Raw genomic sequence first — 26223 nt, forward strand, 5'->3', positions numbered from 1 at the left:
CGGAGAGAGACGATGAAAAAGGCGATGACCGGGGCGGCGATGGTGGTTCAGGCGCTCAAGGATCAGGGGGTCGAGGTGGTGTTCGGATATCCGGGCGGCGCGGTTCTTCCGATCTATGACGAGATCTTCCAACAGAACGAGATCCGCCATGTCCTGGTGCGCCACGAACAGGCCGCCGTCCATGCCGCCGAGGGCTATGCCCGGTCGACCGGCAAGGTGGGTGTCTGCCTGGTGACATCCGGCCCCGGCGCCACCAACGCGGTGACCGGCCTGACCGACGCGCTGATGGATTCGATCCCGATCGTCGTGCTGACCGGCCAGGTGCCCACCTTCGCCATCGGCACCGATGCCTTCCAGGAGGCCGACACCGTGGGCATCACCCGCCCCTGCACCAAGCACAACTGGCTGGTGAAGGACACCGACGAGCTGTCCGCGACCCTGCACCAGGCCTTTCACGTGGCCCTGTCGGGCCGCCCCGGCCCGGTTCTGGTGGACATTCCCAAGGATGTGCAGTTCGCCGACGGCAAGTACACGCCGAAGCAGAAGGTCAACACCTCGCATTATCAGCCGCGCCAGAACGGCGACCCCGACACCATCGCCGATCTGGCCGAGGCCATGGCCCGCGCCGAACGCCCTGTCTTCTATACCGGCGGCGGGGTGATCAACTCGGGGCCGCGGGCCTCGGCATTGCTGCGCGAACTGGCCGAGCTGACCGGCTTTCCCGTCACCTCGACGCTGATGGGTCTGGGCGCCTACCCCGCCTCGGGCAAGCAGTGGCTGGGCATGCTGGGGATGCACGGCCTTTACGAGGCGAACCTGGCGATGCACGGCTGCGATCTGATGATCAACATCGGCGCGCGTTTCGACGACCGGATCACCGGCCGCATCCAGAGCTTCAGCCCCAATTCGGTGAAGGCCCATATCGACATCGACCCCAGTTCGATCAACAAGGTGGTGCGCGTGGACATGCCCATCATCGGCGATGTCACCCATGTGCTGGAGCAGCTGATCGCGGTCTGGAAGGACCGCGGGCTGAAGCCCAACCACGAAGGCCTGGCCAAGTGGTGGAAGAAGATCGACGAATGGCGCAAGGTCGATTGCCTGAAGTTCGATCAGAAGGGCAGCGTGATCAAGCCGCAATATGCGCTGAAGCGGCTGGAGGAGCTGACCAAGGGTCACGACCGCTATATCACCACCGAGGTGGGCCAGCACCAGATGTGGGCGGCGCAGTACCTGAACTTCGAAGACCCCAACCGCTGGATGACATCGGGCGGCCTGGGGACCATGGGATATGGTTTCCCGGCATCGGTGGGCGTGCAGATGGCCCACCCCGACGCCCTGGTCATCAACGTCGCCGGTGAGGCGTCGTGGCTGATGAACATGCAGGAGCTGGGCACCGCCATGCAGTTCCGCCTGCCGGTCAAGCAGTTCATCCTGAACAACGAACGGCTGGGCATGGTGCGCCAGTGGCAGGAACTGCTGCACGGTGAGCGGTATTCCCATTCCTGGTCGGAATCCCTGCCCGATTTCGTGAAGCTGGCCGAGGCCTTCGGCGCCAAGGGCATCCAGTGTTCCGATCCGGCGGATCTGGACGATGCGATCATGGAGATGATCAACCATGACGGTCCGGTGGTCTTCGATTGCCTGGTGGAAAAGCACGAGAACTGCTTCCCGATGATCCCCTCGGGAGAACCGCACAACAAGATGCTGCTGGGTCAGGCCAGCACCAAGGATGCCATCGGCAAGAAGGGCGCGGTGATGGTCTGATTGCCGGGCGGCGCGTGGCGGGTCCATCGCGGGCCATTCACGCGCCGCCCCTTCGCCATCATCCCCGATCTGAATATACCCGGCCGGTTCGCAATGTGACCAGCCCGCGCCGGCCCCGCACAAGGAAGTCCCACGAATGTCGCCTCTCAAGATCAAAAAAGGCACCTCGCGCCACTCGGCTTATGATCTGCGCGATCCCCATTCCGACGTGATCGAAAGCCACACGCTGGCCGTCGTCGTCGACAACGAAGCCGGCGTTCTGGCGCGGGTCATCGGCCTGTTTTCCGGGCGCGGCTACAACATCGACAGCCTGACCGTGGCCGAGATCGACCACACCGGCCACCGCTCGCGCATCACCATCGTCACCCGTGGCACGCCCGCCGTGATCGAGCAGATCAAGGCGCAGCTGGGGCGCATCGTTCCGGTGCACGAGGTGCACGACCTGACCGTCGAAGGCCCCAGTGTCGAACGCGAACTGGCGCTGTTCAAGGTGGCGGGCACCGGCGACAAGCGGGTCGAGGCGCTGCGCCTGGCCGATATTTTCCGCGCCAACGTGGTGGATTCCACCCTGGGCAGCTTCGTCTTTGAAATCACCGGCACCCCCGAGAAGATCGACGCCTTCGCCGAACTCATGCGCCCGCTGGGCCTGGCCGAGGTGGCCCGCACCGGCGTCGCCGCCCTGGGCCGGGGCATCGTCGAGGGCTGAAGTCCGGGCTTCGCAGACGACCATCTGTCGGATGTGCCGCAAGGCCGTTTCAAGGGTCTGATTGCGCGCATGACCGAAGGAGGGGAATGGAGAATCTGGCCAACGGGCATTGCCTGAGCGGCGCCGTGTCGTTCAGGATCAAAGCATAGTTCGAGCATTTCTTCTTTGCCACTGCTCGCGTTGTCGCAAGGACAGCGGTTCGGCCCATTCGGCAGACCTCTTCTCGTCCAGGGCGAACATCATGTGGTAATCAGGTGAGGCGGATATCAGGACGTTCCGCCTCCCAGGGTCGCGCCATGTAAAGAGCTTTTGCACGACCTGCGGGTCGGCGTTGTCTTTCGCTGTCGGGAACGACGGTGAGCTTGTCGTGCCCGCCGGTTCGCTGGATAGCCGGGCTGGCATGCGGCCCGATGCCCATATCTGCATTTCCAGTTGTGCGGATTGGGATGATGAACCGCGCCGGGTTTGCGGGAGGCTGGATGATTTGAGCTACGCGGCCATGGTCTGAGGGTTACAGTTGCTAGGACATTGCGACCCAACGGGCCCGGGCGCCTCTGTCATGTGCGCAACCGCGATTCCGGCATGAACTGAACAGCAGCGACCGGTAGGGTTTTTTCGCTCCGCTGACGCATGCCATCTCAGCGCCGGGGTTGCGCGAAATTGCGGCCCGACGCGCCCATATTCCGGCGTTCTGGCCCAGCCAAGGTCCTCCCAATGCTCAAATGGTTTGATCGATGGAGGAAAGCGGCTACCCTTGGCATCAAGCGGCAATCCACCCGGGGGGATATCCGCTTCATCTAAAGTGGACTTTTACAATGAGCTTTTCCGCCAGTGCCTCGAACAAGATCATCGGAGCATCGCGCGATGGCAACTTCCTGACCGTCCAGAACCTTGCCCATGGAAACTTCCTGCTGGCCTTCGTGAATCACGATGACGGTTATCTGACAAGCCGTGTGATAGACGCGGCCGGGACGGTCCTGCGGACGGATGTCCTGAGCGAGGCAGTGGTGTCATCCGATTTCGTCAACGATATTTTCATTGGACCGGACGGGCGCCGGACGCTGACGTATTTGTCCGGCGACCAGATCATCGTGCAGCATTTCAGCGATCAAGGGGTGCCAGAGGAGGCGACGGTTGCAATCGATGTCGCCACGAACATTGTAGATGTGACCGTTTCCGGGGACGGAGCCATCAACATCCTTGAGGTCAGCAAAGGGCCTGTCGATACCAGTGGCGATACGGCACGCCAACAAGTCGTGACCGTGCTGCGCAAGTTCGCCCCAGACAGCGGCGATCTGATCGGAGCCACCGATCTTGAACCCTTGTCGTTCGACGTTGAAGTCTGGGACTCGGGCATTGTCAGCTCGGGGCTGCGGGCCGACCTTTTGACACTCACCTCGGGCGAGATGGTGGCCTCGGTCCTTCACACCACCAGTGCTGACAACTATTATGTGACAGATGGTTCCGCCCAAGCGTCTTTCGCGCGGGTATCAGACACCCTCCAAACGGTTGTTCCTTATCAGGCCTATGCCGTCGGTTCGCGCACGCATGACTTCTGGAATGGCATCATCGATTCTGTTGCCCTGCCCGATGGCGGCTGGGCGTTCGGCTATGCGGCTTGGGCCGGCAGCCCCCCGGGCCTAGTGGTTCACCGGCTAGACGCTGACGGCAGCCCGGTCTTTGACAGTTCCGTTGGCCGTTCCGGGTATCTTTTGGGGTTGGATCTTGTGGCCGGGGAAGACGACCGACTGCACGTCACCTATTCTCTCAGCGAAGGCTCCCGCCTGCGCGGGACCAACAGCATCACCACTCTCGATCTTCAGGGCGACACGCTCGCCCTGCGTTCCGACGGGACCGACCGCCTGCCACTCAGCACATCGGCCGCGTCGAACTGGTATCAAGACCTTGTCGTTCTCAAAAGCGGTGGCGGTTTTGCCACCTTCTTTTTGGGTGAAAATCGCGGGGGGGACATATTTTTCAACCACACAGTCGATCTTCATGAAGGGACGATCGGCAAGGACCTGCTCCGGGGGACAGACGCACCCGAAAGCTTCCTTGGGCTCGAAGCGAACGACACGATCCAGGGGCTTGGTGGCGCGGATTTGATCGCTGGCGGTTCGGGCGCCGACAGTCTGGAAGGTGGAGACGGGGACGACACCATCGAAGGCGGAACTGGTGCGGACTTCATTGATGGTGGTGCGGGCAACGACCTCCTGTTCGGTTCTGATCGTGCCGGTACATTGAACCAGGAAAGATCTGTGACCATCCTCGGGGGTGACGGCAATGATGAGATTGTTGGAAGTCGAGAGGCAGACATCCTGGATGGCGGCGCCGATGACGACGTCATCTATGGACGAAACAAGGCAGACGCCATGTCCGGCGGTGCGGGCAACGACACGCTGTACGGCGAACAGGGGGCGGATACGCTTGACGGCGGGTCCGGTGCGGACCGTATGCACGGTGGCCTGGACCAAGACGTCTATTATGTTGACGATCTCGGTGACGTCGTGGTCGAAACTCCGACCGGCAGCAGAAATGACACCGTCTATGCCTCGGTCGACTTTCGCATGGAGCAGTCGCATATCGAAAACCTGTATCTGACGGGTGCGGCCATTCTGGGCGCCGGCAACGGTCTTGCGAATGAAATCCGAGGAAACCGTGAGGCCAACATCCTCGACGGGGGGCGCAATAACGACACGCTGATGGGCGGAGCGGGCAATGACACCTACTTCGTCCGTGCGCCCGGCGACACCGTGATCGAAGCGGCCGGGCGCGGTCAGACCGATACAGTACGCGCCTTCCGATCCTATGAATTGACAGCGAATGTCGAACGGCTTTTCATGCAGACGGTCTATACCAAAGATGGCAATCCGGCGATCTTCAACGCAATCGGCAACGAGGAGAACAACACCATCGTTGGCACTCCCTTCGCCAATACAATCGCCGGACGGGGCGGGCGCGACACGCTCAAAGGGCAAGCAGGCGCGGATACATTTGTCTTTGACCGTGAACTTGGCCCTGACAACGTGGATCGGATCATTGACTTCAATACGAATTCGGCGAACGAGGGCGATACCCTCAAGCTGAAGTCGGCCGTATTCACGGGGCTTGCAGATGGCGCACTGGATGCATCGGTTTTCGCCTTGGGCGCCCATGCACAGGATGCGGCCGATCGCCTGATCTTCGAACAAGCCTCGGGCCGGTTGTGGTATGATGCGGACGGCACTGGTCCGTCAGCTCAGATTCTATTTGCCACCTTTGATCAAGACGCCATCCTGACACCCGAAAATATCGAAATTTTCTGAGCCAGGGGTCCCCTCGCCTTCGCAGGTCAGGCTGCTCGCTCGGCCTGACCTGCCATTGTTGGTGATGGATATTCTCGACAACGCAAACCGGAGGGAGAGATTCACTGAGAGAACCCTGACGGTCAGATCAGACACATGCCAAAGCCTAGACCCGCCCTCCACCGTACGACGAACTGGTCAATCTACAACGCATGGCTCAGGCAGCTTGGCTCGTTCTCGGTCTGGTTCGACGCCGACATGATTTCCGAAGGCGGAGAAGAGCGGCAAGCGAGGACGGCCCCAAACGTTCTCGGAGTTGGCTTGGATCGCGCCTCCGGAAAGCTGCTGAACCCTTTGATCGATAGTATCGGAATCAAGTTCCCCAGCGACGGTGAGTGACTGGCCCGCAGGCATGATGCGGTCATCGAGCAAACCGCAACCGGGATCTTAGCCATCCGTCGCGACGGGCGCGACTGGAAGACACCGGGACGTTGCCATGCCCGAAGTCAGGTCGAGGCCAAGATGACATGACCGAAGCGCTTCGGGGAAACGATGAAGACACGAGTCCCAAACCGCCGAAATCCGGTTCCGCCCCGCAATCTTGAACTGCTTCAAAGCACCCGGCTCTGCCGAGAGTGGCCCCGTGGAATAACGCCATTAGGGAAAGGGAAAGTCATGCTTCAGCCACGAGTTGCGCAACATGTATCACCGCCCCTTGCGCAAGGGGGGGCGAGATCAGTTTCGCGCAGCCTCAGGCGCTGACATGTATCCGGCCTCAATTGCGCCCACAAACATGCCGCCGGCCCCTATGGTTCGCAGACCAGGTTTCAAATCAACGCCGCGTGCTCGAAGGCACTCTGTTGCAGGCTGGGTCATCTGATCCCGTCGCTCGATCGTTGCGCCAAACTTCTCCTTGCCCTGTTCCACTTCGACGTCTTCGGGATTGTGACCGCTGATACACTCACGGCCGGAAACTGATAGACGCTGCCCAAAGCCATCAGAGCCCCAACGATCCGCACCATTTTGTTCCCCAGCGCTATCCGCAGGAGCATTGGCGGCATGCGCGCCAGCTTACCGCCTTGCCAGATACCCGGTCGCGCGCTCGCATGGATATGACGATGACACTTTCGGCCCAGATGATCAGCAGCCGCCCAAGGAAGCGGGCGCCCATCTTGGTCGGAGTTCCGAGGCGCTCCGTAAGCTGACCTGGCGAGAGGCCGAGCCACGCAGCAACGTCGCGTGCCATGCAGAATGTGCCGTGTTGGGGCCAAGGACTGCGACGGCCATCGCGAACAGTGGGCCGATGCCGGCGACCGTCATTTACCGTCGCACGACAGCGTTCTCATTGGCGCGTCGGGCGATTTCGGCATCAAGCTTGCCGATCTCAGCCTCCAGATGGGTGAGCGCTCCGAGCGGTGTCTTCGGAGTGGCAATGGCATCGAAAGTCAGGCCGCTTTCCGGATCCTCAACGATGCCGATCAGTCGTGCTGCCTTCGCGCCACCCTGCAGCACGATCTGCCTGAACTCGCCCAGGTAATCAAAGAGCGCGTGGATCAACTGCCTCCCCAGCCAGCTCGGAGTTCGCGGATGCGGATGACCACCACGGCCCCTTGAGTATCTTAGCTCTTTCCCGCCAAAAAGCGCGTCGTCGGGCGCATGGCCGCTTTGCAAGTCGCGCCGCCATCGGCTGTGTCATTCCTTTGCGCTTCGCCAAGGGCTTCACACATGAGCGTGCCTCAACTCATGGCCAAGCTATCCGACCTCGCGGCCCCAGAAATGCGCACCGCCGTTGGCTTCCGTCGCGACAGCACAGGAGGGAAGCCGACCGAAAAAATCCAACACCTGCCCCCCTCGCAACTTCTTGCGGATCGCCCCAAACCCGGAACCGTCAGAACCATGCGCCTGGAGCACATTGTTCACCACGTCGAACCCGGCCCTCCGAAATGATCGCTCTCCACTGTGGGTCGTAGCAGACCAACCCAGGCGCACAGGTGCCGTAGCGGAGCAGACACATCATCAACGCCAAGCCATGTCGCCGAAACCATCGACATGGTACAGATCGTGTTCCGCGCTGCATTTCAAGATGTCTGTACCGTCGTTGCCTTGCAACGTATCGCCACATGAAATTGCCTGGATCTACCAGCTGGCACCATAAGAGACGCCAGTTCGAACGTATCCCCAAAGCACGTCAAACCCACCCCTGTCTCTCTCAGCGGAAGCGCAAGTACTGCGGGAAAAACAGCCGCCTCACTAGGAAACCACGGACCGAGGTGTGTGAAAGTGAGCCGATCTAGCCGGCCCTGGCTCAGTCCAGACGGCATGGCCTTCGCGTCTCCCAGAGGGAGACGAAGCCGCAACTAACCCTGTCGCGGCTTCGAATTTTGCAAGGGGGAGGCGCTTGGGCGGGAATCCGACGCATCCATCAGGCTGCGCCAAAATCGCGCCGCGAGGTCTCAGTCGTCCAACAGAGGCTCTTCGTCGGATCCGCTGCCGTCAAAATCAAGCCCGTGAGAGGCGCGGATCTTGTCTTCGATCTCAAGCGCCATGGCGGGGTTGTCCTTCAGGAACTGCTTGGCGTTCTCACGCCCCTGGCCGATCCGTTCGTCGCCATAGGAAAACCAGGAGCCCGACTTGTTGACCACGCCGGCCATCACGCCAAGGTCCAACAGTTCTCCGCGCTTCGAGATGCCCTCGCCATACATGATATCGAATTCGACAACCTTGAAAGGCGGCGCCACCTTGTTCTTGACGACCTTGACCTTGGTCTGGTTGCCAACAACCTCATCGCGATCCTTGACCGATCCGATGCGGCGGATATCCAGGCGCACCGAAGAGTAGAACTTGAGCGCGTTGCCCCCGGTCGTCGTTTCCGGGCTGCCGAACATCACGCCGATCTTCATGCGCAGCTGGTTGATGAAGACCACCATGCATTTGCTGCGGCTGATCGAACCGGTCAACTTGCGCATGGCCTGGCTCATCAGGCGGGCCTGAACGCCGACACTGGAATCGCCCATGTCGCCTTCCAGTTCCGACTTGGGAATAAGCGCCGCGACCGAATCGACCACCACGAGGCTGACAGCCCCCGAACGCACCAGCGTATCGACGATTTCCAAGGCCTGTTCACCGGTGTCGGGCTGGCTGATCAAAAGCTCGTCAAGGTTGACGCCCAGCTTCTTGGCATATTGCGGATCAAGCGCGTGTTCGGCATCGACGAATGCGCAAACACCGCCGTTCTTCTGCTCTTCCGCAACCACATGCAGGGTCAGCGTGGTCTTGCCGGAACTTTCCGGCCCATAGATCTCGATCACGCGCCCCCGCGGCAAGCCGCCGATCCCGAGCGCAATGTCGAGCCCTAGGGAACCCGTTGAAATCGCTTCAATCTCGGCCACCGGATTGTCGGCGCCCAGCTTCATGATGGAGCCCTTGCCGAACTGGCGTTCGATCTGGGCCAGCGCCGAATCCAGCGCCTTTTGTCTGTCTGCGTTGCGCTTGTCGGTCATTTCGAGAAGATTTGCTGTTGCCATGTCATGCATCCTTATTCCACACCCGTTGCCGGGCGGCAATCGCTGCTTTTGTTCGCCTCTTGTTCCCCTCACCTTATGGGACCAAAGGGAGAACATTTCAACTGTTATCTTCTTCACGATGCGTCAGATTGGTTAACCAACCGTTACGTTTTTCGGAGGTAGGTCGCAGATCTCAACGCAATTGATCCTGCACGGTCGACGTCAGTTGCGTGAGCGAGAAGGGCTTGGGCAGGAAGACCGAGTTGGGGATGTTGGCCTGTGTCTCCGACAGGTTTTCCTCGGAATATCCCGACACGAAGACGACCTTGGTCTCAGGACGCGTCATCAGCGCTTCTTTCACCCACGAGGGGCCGTCCATGCCCGGCATGATGACGTCGGTCACGAAGATATCCACCCTCAGGGTGCTGTCCTCGAGAATCGTCATCGCCTCTTCGCCGTTCTCGGCCTCGATCACGGTATAGCCCCGAAGGCGCAGGGCGCGCGATGCGAAGGCGCGAACGGGCGCCTCGTCCTCGACCAACAGCACGACACCGTCTCCCACCTGAATGGACTTTGCCGGTCGAGCATCGGCAACCTTGACGGCCGCCCCTTCCTCGGCCCGGTGGGCGGGGAAATAGAGTGTGAAGCACGACCCTTCGCCCGGTGTACTGTCGGCGAAGATGAAACCGCCGGTCTGCTTGACGATGCCATAAGCAGTGGACAGGCCCAGGCCTGTCCCCTCGCCCGCCTTCTTCGTCGTGAAGAACGGTTCGAAGATCTTGGGCAGCTTGTCGGGCGTTATCCCGACGCCCTGGTCCCGCACCCGCACCGTCACATAGACGCCTGCCGGAACGATCACCCGGTCGCGGGCCATCGGTTCGGCCAGGGTTTCCGCCTGCGTCTCGATCGTGATCTTGCCCCCCGCGCGCATCGCATCGCGGGCGTTCACCACCAGGTTCATGATCACCTGCTCAAGCTGCCGTTTGTCGGCGCGGATCGGAAGCAGCGCCGGATCGTGCGAGAACGACAGATGCACCTTCTCGCCCACCAGGCGGTTCAGCAGGTGGGTCAGTTCGGCGAGGGTAAGACGCAGGTCAAGGTATTCGGGGCGCAGGTTCTGCTTGCGCGAGAAGGCCAGAAGCTGCCCCACGAGGCTGGCGGCGCGGTTGGCGTTCTGGTTGATCTGCTCCAGATCGGCGAAATCAGGGTCCATCTCGTCGCGCCGCAGCAGAAGAAGGTCGCAGTGGCCGCTGATGGCCGTCAGCAGGTTGTTGAAATCATGGGCCACCCCCCCGGCCAGTTGCCCGATGGCCTGCATCTTCTGGCTCTGGACGAACTGCGCCTCGAGGGTCTTCAGCTCGGTCGCGTCATGCAGGACCGCCACCAGCTTGACCCCATCTTCCTGCCCGATCTGGCCCAGGGTGATTTGCAGATAGCGATCGACCTTGCCGGGCGTCAGGCGCACCACCTCGGGGCGGTGCAACCCGCGCCCGTCGAAGGCATCGGCCAACCAGTCGCGGACCGGCCGCCCCAGCCCCTCGACAACCGAGGCCAGCCCCTGCCCGACGATGTCCATGTCATCCAGCAACTGGCGGGCGCGGCGGTTGGCGCGGTCAACCTTTCCGTCGGCCGCAATCTGGAGGATCGGCACCGGCAGATTTTCAAAATACCTGTCCTGGCCCGGATCATCGGGGACCAGCGCAGCCGGGTCGACCGGAACCGGCGCCTCGTCGGGCTCCTCGGTCGCGACTTGCGGCTCAGGCGCAGCAAAGCGCCACAGCAACCCGTCGCGCCCCGCCCGCATCACCACGAGCCTGTCCGTTCCGACGTGCAGCTCCCCGGTGGCATCGCTGCGCCCGCGGGACAGAGCCGCGCGCCGCAGATCAGCGTAGAGTTCTGCCGGGGCGGCTGCAGAAAACTCAAGCAGGCGCATTGCCTGATCGCCCCCCGTCAGGCCGAACCGTGCCCTTGCCGCGTCATTCTGCACCTCGATCCTGCCGCCGCTGTCGGAAAGAACGACGGCATCGGTATCGAACCGGAACATCGCGTCAAAGGCGGCATGGTTGGCGCGGCGGCGGGCGGCCCCCCACAGCGAAAATCCGATGATCACCGCCCCCAGAACCGCCAGCGACAGGGCAACGAACCACAGCGTCAGCCGCCATCGGTCATCGACCAGAAACAGCCCCACAACGCCCAACCCGGCCGCCAGCCCGAAAAGCACCGGCGCGCGGGGCGACAGGCCGATGGCGGTCTGTTGAATTCCAGGTGCCGGAGCGAAGATATCTGTCAATGTGAACCCTGGCTTGTGGTCGGAGATGACAACAGCCATGCCCGCCAATGGTTAAATCTCCATTAATGCCATGGGCCTGCGTGCGCCTGAACCGACAGAAACGGTTGGCGGAATGGTTTAGGTTCGCGTCAAAATTGCAAGAAAAAACCCGTCGCCGCCGTCGAGCGGGGTCAACCTGTGTTGCCGCGTCACCCGGAAATCCCGCGACTGCGCGGTGAACCGGGAAATCTGATCGCCATTCTCCGCGTCAAGCAACGAACAGGTCATGTAGGCCAAGGTGCCCCCCGGCGCGACGAGGGCCGCTGCCTGCTCCAGAATGCCGGCCTGCAACGTGCAAAGCTCGGACAGCCGCCCGGCCGTCAGCGCCCACTTGTGCTGGGGAGAGCGACGCCAGGCGCCGCTGCCCGAACAGGGCGCGTCCACCACCACCACGTCGAACCGCGCCTCCTGCGCCAGATCGCCGGTGGCCAGCGGCGTGATCACGGCCCCCGCACGCGCCGCGCGGGCCGGAAGATCGGACATGCGGCCCGCATCGACATCATGGGCGAAACAGAGCGCCCCGGGGCAGCGCGCGACCAGGGCCAGCGATTTGCCCCCGCCCCCGGCGCAAAAATCCAGCACCCGTTGACCAGGCGCAAGAGGCACCGCCTGGGCGATGGCCTGACTGGCGGCATCCTGAATCTCGACAAGGCCGGTCTTGAAGGCCGTGCCGTTCTGCACCCGGCGTGGGTTCGTCACCACCTCGAGCGCGAAGGGCGCGAGATCGACGGGCCGCGTTTCGACCCCTTCGGCGGCAAGCGTGGCGCGGGCGGTTTCAAGGTCGCCCTTGGCCTGATTGACCCGCAGGAACAGCGGCGCGCGACTTTGCAGCAGGGTCATCGCCGGCGCGAAATCATCGCCAAGCGAGGCGCGCAATTGCGGCGACAGCCAGGCCGGGCAATCCAGCGCCACCTCGCCCTCGGGTGCGGGTGGAAGGATGCGCTCGGCTTCCGTCAGGGGCGCGGGGGCATGGCCGAGGCCGGTGAAAAAGGCATCGGGGTCCTGCCCCTGAAGGCGCAACAGGCCCAGCATCACGCCGCGCCCCGTTTCTGCCCCCCCCAGCGCCGTCGCGGAGGCGAGACAGCGCAGGGCATCGAAGACATGATCGCGGATCGCGGCGCGGTCACCGGACCCGGCAAAGCGGTTCTGGCGGGCCCAGGTCGTAAGAACCCGCTCAGCCGCGTCACCGGCAAGAACCATGTCCATGATCTCGATCGCCGCAGCGACGCGCGCGCCCGGGGTCATGGGTTCATGTTACGGATGAGGAAAACGCTGCAATCCATTGTAAAATCAACCAATCCGGTAGTTCGGAGATTCCCGGGTGATCTGCACATCATGCACATGGCTTTCGCGCAGGCCCGAACCGGTGATCTTCACGAACTGGCAGTTGGTGCGCATCTCCTCGACCGTGGCGCAGCCGGTATAGCCCATGGCCGCCCGCAAACCGCCCACCAGCTGGTGAACCACTGCCCCGGCCGACCCCTTGTAGGCCACCTGCCCCTCGATCCCCTCGGGCACCAGCTTGTCGCTGGCGGCGTCCTTCTGGAAATAACGGTCGGCGCTGCCACGGGCCATGGCGCCAAGGCTGCCCATGCCGCGATAGGATTTGAACGACCGGCCCTGATACAGAATCACCTCGCCCGGGGATTCATCGGTGCCCGCGATCATGCTGCCCACCATGGCGCAAGAGGCGCCTGCCGCGATGGCCTTGGCAAAATCGCCCGAGAACTTGATCCCGCCGTCGGCGATGATCGGCACGTCGCCCGCACCCGCCGCGCAATCCATGATCGCCGTCAGCTGCGGAACGCCAACACCCGCCACCATGCGGGTGGTGCAGATGCTGCCGGGGCCGATGCCCACCTTGACCGCATCCGCGCCCGCGCCGATCAGGGCGCGGGTCGCCTCGCCGGTGGCGACGTTGCCGGCGATGATCTGCACTTCGTTGCTCAGGGTCTTGGCCCGCTCGACCGCCTTGGCCACGCCTTCGGAATGGCCGTGGGCGGTGTCGATCACGATGATGTCGACGCCCGCCTCGACCAGGGCCTGAGACCGTTCGAAACCCGCATCGCCCACGGTGGTGGCCGCCGCGACACGCAGCCGGCCCAGGGAATCCTTGCATGCGTTGGGGTTCAGCACGGCCTGTTCGCTGTCCTTCAGGGTCAGAAGACCGGTCAGCTTGCCCTCGCCGTCGGTGACCAGCAGCTTTTCGATCCGCCGCGCCTTCATCAGGCTGCGGGCCTGTTCCAGATCGGCCGGTTCGGTCAGGATCGCCAGGTCCTTGTTCGTCATCATCACGCTGACCGGGGTGGCGTCATCGCTGGCGAAACGCATGTCGCGGTTGGTGACGATGCCCAGAACCCGCCCCGTGTCATCCACCACGGGAAATCCGGTGACGCGATAGCGTTCCTGAAGGGCCTTGGCATCGGCCAGGGTCTGATCGGGGGTCAGGGTGATGGGGCTGTAGACGATGCCGGATTCAAATCGCTTGACCCGCCGCACCTCCTGCGCCTGCTGTTCGATGTCGAGATTGCGGTGGATCACCCCGATGCCGCCCGCCTGGGCCATGGCGATGGCCATGCGCGCCTCGGTCACCGTGTCCATGGCCGAACTGAGCAGCGGAATGTTCATGCGGATCGTCCGGGTCGCGCGGGTGCGGGTGTCCGCGGTGCTGGGAAGCACGCTGGACGCAGCGGGAACCAGAAGGACATCATCGAAGGTGAGCGCCTCGCGAATCTCCATGGGAAAGCCTTTCGGTGGAGTTTTCGTTTGACGCGTCCCTTTCGCATGTGCAGCACGGAAAGGAAAGAGCGAAAGCCGCTTTTGGCGGCACCCTAAGTGACGGGTGACTGCGCAAAGCGTATCTGCGGCAGAAACGAAGCGCCGTTTCCCGGCGCCCTGCGGTCAGTCCGACAGCGTTTTCGCTTCGGCCGCGAGGCTGCGCAGCGCGCGCGCATAGCAGGACACATCGCCCCCGACGGCGAGGAAATTGAACCCCAGCGCGGCCAGGCGCCGGGCCTGGGTGGGATCGAAGGTGACGATGCCGGCGGCCTTGCCCGCCGCGCGGATACGGCGCACGCCGTCCTCGATTGCGGCGACGACATCGGGGTGGCCGGGGTTGCCCAGATGCCCCATGTCGGCGGCCAGGTCGGCCGGGCCGATGAAGATGCCGTCGATCCCCGGCAGCGCGGCGATGTCTTCGATGTTGGACAGGGCCAACCGGGTTTCGGCCTGGACCAGAACGCAGATTTCATCGGTGGCGGTGGTGACGTAATCGCCCACCTCGCCAAAGAAGGTGGCGCGCGATTGTGCAGCGCCGACACCGCGCACGCCTTCGGGCGGATAACGGGTGAACCGCAGGATATCCTTGGCCTGCGCGACCGTATCGACCATGGGGATCAGCACCGTCTGCACCCCGATGTCCAGCACTTGCTTGAGCAGCCGCGCATTGCCCTCGGCCACCCGCACCACGACCGAAGAGGAACCGCCCGACATCGCCTGGCATTGCGCCTGCACCAGCGGAATGTCGTTGGGGGCGTGTTCGCAATCGATCAGACACCAGTCGAACCCGGCGCGCGCGGCGATCTCGGCAGCGGTCGGATTGGCGAAGGCCAGCCAGAGCCCGGTTTGCAGACGGCCCTCGGCAAGGGCGGCTTTCAGGCGGTTGCGGGGTGCGGGCATGGGGCTCTCCGATCTGTGCCGCGCCACACCAGCATGGACGCGGGGATTTGCCAAGCCCCAACCGGGATGGACGGCAGGCCCGCGCCATGGCTATTCTGGCCGCCATGACCAAGCCGCGCCATCGCCCTGCCCTTTTTCTTGCCGCTGCCGGTGTGCTGGCGGTGTTGGCAGTGGTCTTTGCCGCGGCCTACCTGTGGTTCGAACAGGGCGAGCGCGAGCGCGCCCAGGCCCGGCTTTCGTTCTATCGCGGCACCTTGCAGGCCGCACTGGAGCGGTATCGCCACCTGCCCTTCGTTCTGGCCGCCGACCCCCGGGTCATCGCCGGGGCAAGCCGCGAGAACCTGGGCGCGCTGAACCGCCGGTTGGCGGCCTTTGCCGCACGCACCGATCTTGAGGCGATCTACCTGATGGAGCCGTCGGGCCTGACCATCGCCGCCTCGAACCACGACAGTGCGCAGGGCTTCCTGGGTCAGAACTATGGCTTTCGCCCCTATGTCCGCGATGCCCTGGCCGGGCAAGAAGGCGAATTCTTCGCCATCGGCGTGACCACCCAGCGCCCCGGTTATTTCCTTTCGGCGCCGGTGCGCGATGGCGATGGAAAGGTGGCGGGCGTCATCGCCATCAAGGTTGACCTGTCAGACCTGACGGCGGTCTGGCGCGAGGGGGGCGAGCGGTTGTTCGTCTCGAACGGCGACGGCGTGGTGGTGCTGGCCACCGATCCGGCCTGGCTCTATCGCACGCTGTCGCCCCTGTCGGCCGAGGGGCGCGCCCGCGTGGCGTCGGGCCGCCAGTTCGGCGCCAAGCCCCTGTCGCCGCTGGACTGGTCGATGCCCGACAGCGGACGGTGGAACATCACGGGCCATCATGCCCTGCACCTGGCCGCCCCGATGCAGACGCTGGACTGGACGCTGCACATCCTGGCCCCGGTCGCCCCGGCGCTGCGTGCGGCCTGGGCCAGCGTCGGGGCGGCCATCGTCGCCCTTCTGATCCTGTCGGCCACAGTGCTGTTCCTGCGCGGCGAAAGGATGCGCGCCGCCCTCAGCCAGAGTCAGGCCGAGCGGCGCAAGCTGCGCGCCGCAAATGCCGCGCTGGAACACGAGATCGCCGAACGCCGCAGCGCCGAGGCCCGCCTGGCCCAGACCGAGGAGGATCTGCGCCGCGCCGGAAAGCTGGCCGCGCTGGGGCAGCTTTCGGCCTCGGTCACGCACGAACTGGGCCAGCCCCTGTCAGCCATGCGCAACCACCTGACCGCCGCCGAAATCGCCGCCAGCCCCGCCGACGCGGCGCTGGTGGCGCGGATCACGCGGCTGGTGGTGCGGATGGAAACCATCACCCGCACCCTGCGGTTCTTCGCCCGTCCGGCACCCGAACCGCTGGGCCCGGTCGATCTGTTGCGCGTCTGGGGCCAGGCCCGCGACCTTGTGCAACATGACATTGCCGCTGCCGGCATTGACCTGCTGACCGATCTGCCCGAACAGCCGGTCATCGTGCAGGGCAATGCCGGGCGGCTGGAACAGGTGGTGGTCAACCTGCTGCGCAATGCCATCCTTGCGCTGGACCGGACCGAGGCGCCGGAAATCCGCGTCACGCTGACCCCCGGGGGCGCGCTGGCGCTGCGCGACAACGGGCCGGGGCTGAACGGGCGCACCATGGCCGAGCTGGAAGAGCCGTTCCACACCACCCGCCCCTCGGGCGAAGGGATGGGGCTGGGCCTTGCGATCTCGGCCGCGATCCTGCGCGAACACGGCGGCCGCCTTCTGGCCGAGGATACGGGGGGCGGCGCGCGCTTCGTGATGGAACTGCCCCTGGCCCAAGCGCGGGAGAAGGCCGCATGACACCGCCCATCCGCATCATGGTCATCGACGATGACCGCGAAATGCGCGCCTCTCTGGCCGATCTTCTGGAAAGTGCCGGGCATGTGGTGCAGGCCCATGGCGGCGGACGCGAGGCCCTGCGCGCCCTTGCGGGCTTTGCCGCCGATGTCATGGTCAGCGATGTGCGCATGCCGGGCATGACGGGGCTTGAACTGCTGGACCAGGTGCAGCGCCAGGGCGGGCCTCCGGTGATCCTCATTTCCGCCCATGGCGATATTCCCATGGCCGTGCAGGCCATGCGCGACGGGGCCTATACCTTTCTGGAAAAACCCTTTGATCCCCGCCGCTTGCTGGCCGCAGTGAACAATGCCGCCGAACAGCACCGCTTGCGGGGCGAAACGGCGCGGCTGAAGGCGCGGCTGCTGGATCTGTCGGGGCTGGGGCGTGTCCTGATCGGCGACAGCGCGGCGATCCGTACGCTGCGCGATGCCATCGTCAACCTGGCCGACACGCCCGCCACCGTGTTGGTGCAGGGCGAAACCGGCACCGGAAAGGAACTGGTGGCGCGGGCGCTGCACGATCTTTCGCGCCGTGCGGCCCGCCCCTTTGTCGCCCTGTCCTGCGCCGCCATCGCCCCGGCGCGGTTCGAGGAAACCCTGTTCGGCGGCGATGCGGGCGCCGGGGTGCTGGCGGGGGCCGAAGGCGGCACGCTCTTCCTTGACGAGGTCGCGGCCATCCCCCCCGACATGCAGGCCAAGCTGCTGCGCCTGCTGGAGGCGCGCGAATACCTGCCCCATGGCGCCAGCGCGCCGCGACAGGCCGATCTGCGGCTGATCTCGGCCAGCCACGAAGACCTTGGCGCCGCCGTCAGCGCCGGGCGGATGCGGCAGGATTTCTATCACCGGCTAAATGCGGTGCCCTTGCACCTGCCTGCGCTGCGCGACCGGCCCGACGACATCGCCCTGCTGTTTCGTCATTTCACCGAACAGATGGCCGCCCTTTACGAAACCACCGCCCCCGAACCCAGCGCCGGCGATCTGGCCGCGCTTCTGGCCCATGGCTGGCCCGGCAACGTGCGTGAACTGCGCAACGTGGCCGAACGGCGTATCCTTGCGGCGCGCCACGGTGCGGGGTCGGTGGCCGAGGCGCTGCAGGCCACAGGCGAGCCGACAGCAGACCTGCCCCTGCGCGATGCCGTGGCCAGCCTGGAACGCCAGTTGATCGCCCGCGCCCTCACCGCCCACCAGGGCCGCATGGACGACGTGGCCGAGGCCCTGGGCATCGGACGGCGCACCCTGAACGAGAAGATCGTCAAGTTGGGCCTGGACAAGGATGCGCTGGTCTGAGCCTGCGGATTTCCGCAGGGCGACCCCGCCAAGGCGCGCGGTTTTCTTCATTGGAGGGCTCACGGGGCCGCTGTAGGCTTTCCGACGGCAGACCAACGAAACTGCATGTCTGGGAGGACACCATGAACAAATTTCTGGGTCGGGTGGCGGTTGCCGCCCTTGCAACCGCCTTTGCCACCGAGGCGATGGCGACCGAGTGGAACGTATCGCTTTGGGGCAAGCGGCGCGCCTTTACCGAGCACGTCGAAAAGCTGGCCGAACTGATCAGCGAAAAGACCGGTGGGGAATTCACGCTCAACATTTCCTACGGCGGCCTCAGCAACGAACGCGAGAACCTCGACGGCATTTCCATCGGCGCCTTCGAGATGGCCCAGTTCTGTGCCGGGTATCACGCCGACAAGAACCCTTCGATCACGGTCATGGAACTGCCCTTCCTCGGCATTTCGGACCTGGCGCAGGAAAACCGGATCTCGATGGCGGTCTATGAACACCCCGCCGTGAAAGAGGACCTGGCCCGCTGGAACGCCACGCTTCTGATGCCCACGCCCCTGCCCCAGTACAACCTGATCGGCGTGGGCGACGCGCCCTCGACGCTTGCCGATTTCGAAGGCATGTCGGTGCGTGCCACGGGCGGCATCGGTGCCGCGATGGAGGCAGTGGGCGCCGTTCCCACCTCGATGTCGGCCACCGAGGTGCGCCAGGCGATGGATTCGGGCGTGGTGAAGGCGGTGTCCTTCGCGCCCCATGCCCATATGTCCTTCGGCACCACCGAGAACGCCAAGTGGTGGACCTCGAACCTGAACCCCGGCACGGTGAACTGCCCGGTGGTGGTGAACACCGATGCGCTGGACGCGCTCAGCGACAGCGAGCGCGAGGCGCTCATGGGGTCGGTGGATGAAGCCATGCAGTATTACATCGACTTCTACGAGAACGAGACGATGGCAAAGTGGGGCCCGCTGCTTGAGGAAAAGGGGATCGAGACGATTGCCTTCAGCGACGAACAGCTTGCCGCCTTCAAGGAAAAGGCCGCCGCCCCCGCCGCCAAGGCCTGGATCGAGGAAAACAGCGCCAAGGGCCTGCCCGCGCAGGAGCTTTACGATCTGGTGACCGGAATGGTCGCCGACGGGTCGTAACCCCGACAAGGGGCAAGGCCCCATGCCCCGGATCAATGGGTCCGGGGCGATTTTCCCTTTGCAGGAGCAGGACAGATGGCCGGTGGAGCCGCCGTTCTTGAAGACGATTCAACCCTCTCGCGGCTCGATCGCGGGCTGTTCCGGCTTGAAGGCTGGCTGGCCCTGGTTTCGGGGCTGGCGGTGTTTTCTCTGATGCTCATGGCCGTCTGGACGGTGGGCGGGCGCAATTTCTTCGGCGCCCCCCTGCGCGGCTATGTCGACTGGATCGAACAGGCCATGCCGCTGATCGCCTTCATGGGCATCTCGTTCACCCAGCGGGTGGGCGGGCATATCCGCATGGACATGGTGGTGGGGGTGCTGAAAGGCCGGGTTCTGTGGGGCGCGGAATTCGTCACCACATTCGCCGTGCTGATCCTGATGGTGCTGCTGGTCTGGGGCAGTTGGGCGCATTTCTCGCGCAGCTTCGATTTCGGATCGCCCCTGTGGTCACGCGACAGTTCCATGGATATCGCGCTGCCGCTTTGGCCGGCCAAGCTTTTGGCGCCACTGGCCTTTTCGGTGCTGTGCCTGCGTCTGGTGCTGCAACTCTGGGGCTATGGGCGGGCCTTCGTTCTGAACCTGTCCGAACCCGTCGCCGTGCCGCTGGTGCAAAGCGCCGCTGAAATTGCCGCCGCGGAGGCCGAAACGGTCAGCGGCGCGCCGAAAGGATCGCTTTGATGGAACCCATCGACATCGGAATCGTCGTTTCCGCCGGGATGCTGGTGCTGGTCATCCTGGGCATGCGCGTGGCCTTCGCCGCCGCGCTGGCCGGGGTTGTCGGGCTGATCTGGATCTTCTGGGCCAAGAAGGGCTATGCGGGCGACGAATTCATCTGGGCGCTGTCGGTGGCCGTGAAGACCGCCGGTCAGGTGCCCCATTCGAAAATCAGCTCACAAGCGCTGAGCCTGATCCCCACCTTCATCCTGATCGGATACCTCGCCTATTATGCCGGACTGACCCAGGCCCTGTTCGAGGCGGCCAAGCGCTGGGTCGGCTGGTTGCCCGGCGGGCTGGCCGTGTCGACCGTCTTTGCCACCGCCGGATTTGCCGCCGTGTCGGGTGCCTCGGTCGCCACCTCGGCCGTCTTTGCCCGCATCGCCATCCCGGAAATGCTGGCCGTGGGCTATGACAAGAAATTCGCCGCCGGCGTGGTGGCCGCGGCGGGAACGCTGGCCTCGCTGATCCCGCCCTCGGCGATCCTGGTAATCTATGCGATCATCGTCGAACAGGACGTGGGCAAGCTGCTGCTGGCCGGGTTCGTGCCGGGCGTGGTTTCGGCGTTGATCTATGGCTCGCTGATCGTCGGCATGGCACTGGTGCTGCCCCGCTTCGGGCCGCCGGTGAAGGGGTTCACCTGGGGCCAGAGGTTCGCCGCCCTGCCCCCGGCGCTGCCGATCCTCTTCGTGGTCGTGATCATCATCTTCTTCATCTACAACCCCTTTGGCGGCGATGCCTGGGGCACCCCGACCGAGGGCGGCGCGCTGGGTGCCTTCGTTGTGTTCCTCATCGCGCTTTGGAACGGGATGCGGTGGAAACAGTTCCGCGATGCCCTGCTGGAGACGGCAAAACTGGCGGTGATGATCTTCTCGATCATCTGGGGCGTGCTGATCTATGTCCGCTTCCTGGGTTTTGCCGACCTGCCCCACGCCTTTGCCGACTGGATTTCGGGGCTGGAGCAGTCGCCCATGCTGACGCTGGTGCTGATCCTGCTGGCCTATGCGGTGCTGGGGATGTTCATGGATGCCATCGGGATGCTGCTCTTGACGCTGCCCGTGGTCTATCCGGCGGTGATGGCGCTGAACGGCGGTATCGACGTGGCGGCGGCGGACAGCGCCTTCGGCATGTCGGGGCCCATGTGCGCCATCTGGTTCGGGATACTGGTGGTGAAGATGGCGGAATTCTGCCTGATCACCCCGCCCATCGGGCTGAATTGTTTCGTGGTGGCGGGCGTGCGCGACGATATCAGCGTGCAGGACGTGTTCAAGGGCGTAGCGCCCTTCTTCGTGGCCGATGCGCTGACCATCGCCACGCTGGTGGCCTTCCCGGCCATCGTGCTGTGGTTGCCATCGCTCGCCTGAGCGATGGCACCTGTCACGCATCAGGCCGCGCGGAAACACCCCTTGCTCAGCCCTGCCTCCTGGATCGCCTCGAACTGACCTTTGGCGACGGAAAGCGCGACCGCATGGTCGGTGCCCGCCGCAAGGCCGAAAAGCGCTGGCCAGAACAGAACCATCCCGACAGCCATCATCGCGGCGTCATTGTCGGCCTTCTTCTTCTGCGCACCGGTCAGCGTATTGACCTGCGCCACAAGCTGCGTGCGCTCGCTCATGAGTTGCCCGCAATTGAGATGCTGATACGAAGTGGGCGAAACATAGGTGCGCGTAACCTGGTCCGGCTGTTCGGCGCAGGCGGAAACGAACAGCGTCGACGCAACAAGCGACGCGAGCAATGGCTTTTTCATGTGATCCCTCTTTTTCCTCACCAAAAAAGGGTTACGCATCCATTTGGGCGCAATACCGAAGCTATTGGGGCAATCCCGTGATTTTAAATGGGCAGAGGCATTTACCCTTTATTCGCCAAAGGCAATCATCAAGCATCCATCGCCAATGTCGTTAGTGCACCGCAACGTCCAGGTTGTCGGTCGTTGCCGTCCTCTTCAACCCGCCCTCGCGGTACAAGAGCGACTGACCGTCGCGGAACACATGGACCTTGTCGGGGGTCGCCCCCAGCTTGACGGTATTGCCGCGCAGGTCGGAATGGATGCCCGGCAGCTTGCCCAGCACCGGATCGGCCCCGCCCACCCGTTCGAAGTAAAGCAGCGTCACCTCACCCAGGGCCTCGGTGATGGCGACCTTGCCCTCGAAGACGTGGTTGCCCGTTCCATCGGTCTCGACCAGGTCTTCGGGGCGGACGCCCACGTTCACCTGGGCGCCCATGTCGGCCTCGGTTGACGGGTAATCCGACACCGCCTCGCCGCCCGCGTCCATGGCGATGGTGGTCTGCTTGCCCGTGCCGGTAATCTTGCCCGGCAGCAGGTTCATGGCGGGCGATCCGATGAACTGCGCCACGAATTCGTTCTCGGGCTTCTGGTAAAGCTCCAGCGGTGTGCCCACCTGGGCAATCCCGCCCCCCGCCAGCACCACGATGCGCGAGGCAAGCGTCATCGCCTCGACCTGGTCGTGGGTGACGTAGATCATCGTGCTGTCGGGCATCGCCTCTTTCAGCTGGGCAATCTCGATCCTTGTGGCCACCCGCAGGGCCGCGTCGAGGTTGGAGAGCGGTTCATCGAACAGGTAGACCTTGGGGTCGCGCACGATCGAGCGGCCGATCGCCACCCTCTGCCGCTGACCGCCCGAAAGCGCCTTGGGCAGGCGGTCGAGGTACGGCTCAAGCTGCAGGATCTTGCTGGCCTTGGCGATGGCTTCGTCGATCTCGGCCTTGCTTTTCTTGGCGATCTTCAGGGCAAAGGCCATGTTGTCGCGCACTGTCATATGCGGGTAAAGCGCGTAGGACTGGAACACCATGGCGATGCCGCGCTGTGCCGGGGGCACGTCGTTCACCACCTGCCCGCCGATCTGCAATTCGCCGCCGGTGATCTTTTCCAGCCCCGCGATCATCCGCAGAAGCGTGGACTTGCCGCAGCCCGAAGGGCCGACGAAGACGATCAATTCGCCCTTCTTGATGTCGAGGTTGATGTTCTTGAGAACATCAACCGTGCCGCCGTAGGTCTTGGCAACATCCGTGAGAAGTAGATCGGCCATGTCTCGCTCCCTTTAAATCGTTTCTTGGTCTGTCGGTGCCGCAACGGCAAAATAGGCCTGCCAGGGCAACAGCACGGCGTCGCTTTCGGCATCCACGGGTTTGAACGGCGCGCCGCGGTCCTGCTGCCAGTTGCCCGGCGGCAGGGCCAGCGGCTGCGCCTTGTTGGTCAGATTGAAGGCACAGAGCACCTCGTTGCCCTCGTGGCTGCGGATCAGGACAAGGATGTCGTCGCTGGCCTCGATCACCCGCAGATCGCCCTTGATCAGGGGGGCGTGCGCCTTTCGGAAGGTCAGAAGCGCGCGGTAGAAGGCCAGCGTCGATCCTTCGTCGCCATCCTGCACCGAAACGGCCCGTTCCAGGTGTTCGACCGCCACCGGCAGCCAGGGCTTGGCATCGGAAAAGCCGCCGTTTGCATTGTCGCGCACCCAGGGCATGGGCGTGCGGCAACCATCGCGGCCCTTGAACTTGGGCCAGAACCGTTTGCCATAGGGATCTTGCAGGTCTTCATAGGCGACATAGGCCTCGGTCAGGCCCAGTTCCTCGCCCTGATAAAGGCAGATGGTGCCCTTCATGCTGACCAGTACGGCAGCGTAAAGGCGACGCGCCTCTTCCGAGAAGTTCCAGCGGCTGGCGTGGCGCTCTACGTCGTGGTTGGAAAAGGCCCAGCAGGCCCAGCCTTCGGTGACGATCCGGTCGAACCTCTCCAGCACTTCGCGGATGCGGCTGCCCGAGGGATAGACGTTCGACAGGAAGTCGAAGTCATAGGCCATGTGCAACAGGTCGTCGCCGGCCGTATAATCGCGCTGGGTTTCCATGCCACGCTGGCTTTCGCCCACTTCGCCGACCGATGTGATGGCCGGATATTCCTCCATCACCGCGCGCAGGCGGCGCAGGAATTCCAGGTTCTCGGGCTGGGTCTTGTCGTAGAGGTGATCCTGAAAATTGTAGGGGTTCACCGCGGGGGCGGTGTTGGCATTGCGCGCCTCGGGCGCCAGGGCCGGGTTGTCGCGCAACCGGGCATCGTGGACATAGAAGTTCACCGTATCCAGGCGAAAGCCATCGACACCCCGGTCCAGCCAATAGCGCGCCACGTCCAGCAGTTCGTCCTGCACCGCAGGCGTGTGGAAGTTCAGGTCGGGCTGTTCGGCCAGGAAGTTGTGCAGGTAATACTGCATCCGCTCGCCGTCCCACTCCCAGGCCGAGCCACCGAAGATGCTCAGCCAGTTGTTGGGCGGTGTGCCGTCGGGCTTCGGATCGGCCCAGACATACCAATCATGCTTGGCGTTGTCGCGGCTGGCGCGGCTTTCCTTGAACCAGGGGTGGTCTTCGCTGGTGTGGCTCAGCACGAGGTCGATCAGCACCTTCAGGCCCAGCGAATGCGCCCTTTCGATCAGTGCGTCGAAATCGCCCAGCGTGCCGAACATCGGATCGACATCGCGGTAATCGGAAACGTCGTAGCCGAAATCCAGCATGGGCGACTTGAAGAAGGGCGATATCCAGATCGCATCCACCCCAAGCGAGGCGACATGGGGCAGCCGGTGAATGATGCCCGAAAGATCGCCCACCCCGTCACCGTTGCTGTCCTGATAGCTGCGCGGGTAGATCTGGTAGATCACCGCGCCGCGCCACCAGTCCCGGTCCACCGCACCGGCCACGCGGGCCGGAGCGGTATTGGATTCAACAAAACTCATCTTGGTCCTCTATTTCACCGAGCCGGCCAGCAGGCCGCGCACCAGGTATTTCTGCATGACGAAGAACACCAGCAACGGAACGGCGATCGACACGAAGGCCGATGTCGCCAGGATCTCCCAGTTGCCGCCACGGGTGCCCAGAAGTTCGACGATCTGCTTGGTCATCACCGTGGTTTCGCCGGTTGAATCGATCAGGAAGACCAGCGCAACCAGAAGGTCGTTCCATGTCCAGAGGAACTGGAAGATCGCAAAGCTAGCCAGCGCGGGGAACGACAACGGCAGGATGATCTTGATGAAGATCTGGAAATCCGTCGCGCCATCCACCTTGGCGTTCTCGATGATGTCACGGGGCAATCCCACCATGTAGTTTCGCAACAAATAGATCGCCAATGGCAACCCGAACCCGGTATGCGCCATCCAGGCGCCCAGGTATCCCTTCCCGATGCCGATTTCATTGTGGAATTTCAGAAGCGGGATCAGCGCAAGCTGCAAGGGGACCACCAGAAGCGCGACAACCGCCGCGATCAGAAGCGCGCGACCCGGAAAATCCATCCAGGCCAGGGCATAGGCCGCGAAAGCCGCCACCAGGATCGGGATGATCGTGGCCGGAATGGTGACGGTCAGCGTGTTGAAGAAGGCCTTTGCCATGCCCTCGCGGTTGGAAGGATCGAAAAGCACGTTCTGATAGTTGCGCAGGGTGAATTCCGGCGGGGTCTTGGCGGTGACGAAAACCCTCTCCCCCCGCCGGCCTTCGAATTCCGTATCGTTTTCAAGCCGATAGTCGCCGTTTTCGGCCACGGTGATGCGCCCGTCCTCGCCCATGTCGGCGGTATCGCCCACCTCATAGGCCGCAACATCGCGCGACGAGGTGCCCCAAACCGAAATCGTCGCCTCGGGGCGGGGGTTGCCGTCTTCGACGAAAAGGTTGCCCTCGATCACGTAAAGGCCGCCCTCCTGCACCTGTTCGGCGGGGGCCGCGGTGCGCAGGACAAGGTTCTGCTCGGCCGGGAACATGGCGCGCCACCACCCCGAGGTCGCGATCTGGTCGGCCGTGCGGAACGAACTGACCAGAAGGCCGACCGTGGGAAACAGCCAGAGGCCGACAAGGATGATGACCGACAGGTGAACCGCCCAGGTCAGCGAGGATTTGGTTCCGGCAATGTTATCCATC

18 protein-coding genes and 2 pseudogenes are annotated in these 26223 nt (G+C 63.7%); 10 read left to right on the forward strand and 10 right to left on the reverse strand.

From position 1 onward, the window contains the following. Positions 1-12 precede the first annotated feature (12 nt). The 5 genes and pseudogenes from H7828_RS09530 to H7828_RS09550 all read left to right on the forward strand — a co-directional run bounded on the left by H7828_RS09530 (position 13) and on the right by H7828_RS09550 (position 6409). Positions 13-1767 (forward strand): acetolactate synthase 3 large subunit, encoded by a 1755-nt coding sequence (locus H7828_RS09530; RefSeq protein WP_226780802.1) that lies wholly within the window; start codon positions 13-15, stop codon positions 1765-1767. 136 nt (positions 1768-1903) lie between these two features. After that, positions 1904-2473, forward strand: a complete 570-nt coding sequence (ilvN, locus tag H7828_RS09535; protein ID WP_226780803.1) for an acetolactate synthase small subunit — start codon at positions 1904-1906, stop codon at positions 2471-2473. A 265-nt stretch (positions 2474-2738) separates the two neighbouring features. Continuing rightward, entirely contained in the window at positions 2739-2981 is a 243-nt protein-coding gene (locus H7828_RS22980) for a GFA family protein (protein WP_226781113.1), read from the forward strand. Positions 2982-3288: 307 nt separating this feature from the next. After that, positions 3289-5778: a calcium-binding protein gene (locus H7828_RS09545; protein WP_226780804.1), complete on the forward strand. Its 2490-nt coding sequence runs from the start codon at positions 3289-3291 to the stop codon at positions 5776-5778. Between the two features lie 135 nt (positions 5779-5913). After that, positions 5914-6409: pseudogene (locus tag H7828_RS09550) on the forward strand (transposase). Positions 6410-6716: 307 nt separating this feature from the next. Here the strand turns inward: H7828_RS09550 and H7828_RS09555 are convergent. From H7828_RS09555 to H7828_RS09580, 6 genes and pseudogenes are all read right to left on the reverse strand, one after another. After that, a pseudogene (locus H7828_RS09555) lies at positions 6717-7740 on the reverse strand (transposase); the annotation flags it as partial. 470 nt (positions 7741-8210) lie between these two features. Next, positions 8211-9281 carry a recombinase RecA gene (gene recA / locus H7828_RS09560; protein WP_226780805.1) on the reverse strand — a complete coding sequence of 357 codons (1071 nt, stop codon included), beginning with the start codon at positions 9279-9281 and terminating at the stop codon, positions 8211-8213. Positions 9282-9453: 172 nt separating this feature from the next. Continuing rightward, positions 9454-11550 (reverse strand): hybrid sensor histidine kinase/response regulator, encoded by a 2097-nt coding sequence (locus H7828_RS09565; RefSeq protein ID WP_226780806.1) that lies wholly within the window; start codon positions 11548-11550, stop codon positions 9454-9456. A gap of 117 nt (positions 11551-11667) precedes the next feature. Further along, the gene (locus H7828_RS09570) at positions 11668-12834 is read right to left on the reverse strand and encodes an RsmB/NOP family class I SAM-dependent RNA methyltransferase (protein WP_226780807.1); all 1167 of its coding nucleotides are present in this window, start codon (positions 12832-12834) and stop codon (positions 11668-11670) included. Positions 12835-12879: 45 nt separating this feature from the next. Continuing rightward, positions 12880-14328, reverse strand: coding sequence for an IMP dehydrogenase (gene guaB, locus H7828_RS09575; RefSeq protein WP_226780808.1), 1449 nt, complete (start codon positions 14326-14328; stop codon positions 12880-12882). 162 nt (positions 14329-14490) lie between these two features. Next, on the reverse strand, positions 14491-15267 hold the full coding sequence (locus H7828_RS09580) for an HpcH/HpaI aldolase family protein (RefSeq protein WP_226780809.1): 777 nt from the start codon (positions 15265-15267) through the stop codon (positions 14491-14493). Between the two features lie 86 nt (positions 15268-15353). On the opposite strand from H7828_RS09580, the gene H7828_RS09585 reads away from it, so the two are divergent. From H7828_RS09585 to H7828_RS09605, 5 genes are all read left to right on the forward strand, one after another. Next, a complete protein-coding gene (locus tag H7828_RS09585; protein WP_226780810.1) occupies positions 15354-17102 on the forward strand; it encodes a sensor histidine kinase in 1749 nt (582 codons plus the stop codon). Then, positions 17099-18427 (forward strand): sigma-54-dependent transcriptional regulator, encoded by a 1329-nt coding sequence (locus H7828_RS09590; protein ID WP_226780811.1) that lies wholly within the window; start codon positions 17099-17101, stop codon positions 18425-18427. Before H7828_RS09585 ends, H7828_RS09590 begins: the two co-directional genes overlap by 4 nt. 122 nt (positions 18428-18549) lie before the next feature. Next, the gene (locus H7828_RS09595) at positions 18550-19560 is read left to right on the forward strand and encodes a C4-dicarboxylate TRAP transporter substrate-binding protein (RefSeq protein WP_226780812.1); all 1011 of its coding nucleotides are present in this window, start codon (positions 18550-18552) and stop codon (positions 19558-19560) included. Between the two features lie 75 nt (positions 19561-19635). Continuing rightward, positions 19636-20277, forward strand: a complete 642-nt coding sequence (locus H7828_RS09600) for a TRAP transporter small permease subunit (protein ID WP_226780813.1) — start codon at positions 19636-19638, stop codon at positions 20275-20277. Then, complete coding sequence (locus tag H7828_RS09605; protein ID WP_226780814.1) at positions 20277-21677, forward strand: TRAP transporter large permease; 1401 nt, start codon at positions 20277-20279, stop codon at positions 21675-21677. Before H7828_RS09600 ends, H7828_RS09605 begins: the two co-directional genes overlap by 1 nt. 20 nt (positions 21678-21697) lie before the next feature. Here the strand turns inward: H7828_RS09605 and H7828_RS09610 are convergent, their stop codons facing one another. The 4 genes from H7828_RS09610 to H7828_RS09625 form a co-directional block, all read right to left on the reverse strand. Continuing rightward, positions 21698-22060: a YajG family lipoprotein gene (locus tag H7828_RS09610; protein WP_226780815.1), complete on the reverse strand. Its 363-nt coding sequence runs from the start codon at positions 22058-22060 to the stop codon at positions 21698-21700. Between the two features lie 151 nt (positions 22061-22211). Next, positions 22212-23360, reverse strand: coding sequence for an ABC transporter ATP-binding protein (locus H7828_RS09615; protein WP_226780816.1), 1149 nt, complete (start codon positions 23358-23360; stop codon positions 22212-22214). A 12-nt stretch (positions 23361-23372) separates the two neighbouring features. Next, complete coding sequence (locus H7828_RS09620; protein WP_226780817.1) at positions 23373-25052, reverse strand: alpha-glucosidase; 1680 nt, start codon at positions 25050-25052, stop codon at positions 23373-23375. A gap of 9 nt (positions 25053-25061) precedes the next feature. Next, positions 25062-26222 carry a carbohydrate ABC transporter permease gene (locus H7828_RS09625; protein ID WP_226780818.1) on the reverse strand — a complete coding sequence of 387 codons (1161 nt, stop codon included), beginning with the start codon at positions 26220-26222 and terminating at the stop codon, positions 25062-25064. Between the last annotated feature and the right edge of the window lies 1 nt (position 26223).

The sequence above is a fragment of the Oceaniglobus trochenteri genome (assembly GCF_020529025.1).
In the GTDB taxonomy this organism is placed as follows: domain Bacteria; phylum Pseudomonadota; class Alphaproteobacteria; order Rhodobacterales; family Rhodobacteraceae; genus Oceaniglobus; species Oceaniglobus trochenteri.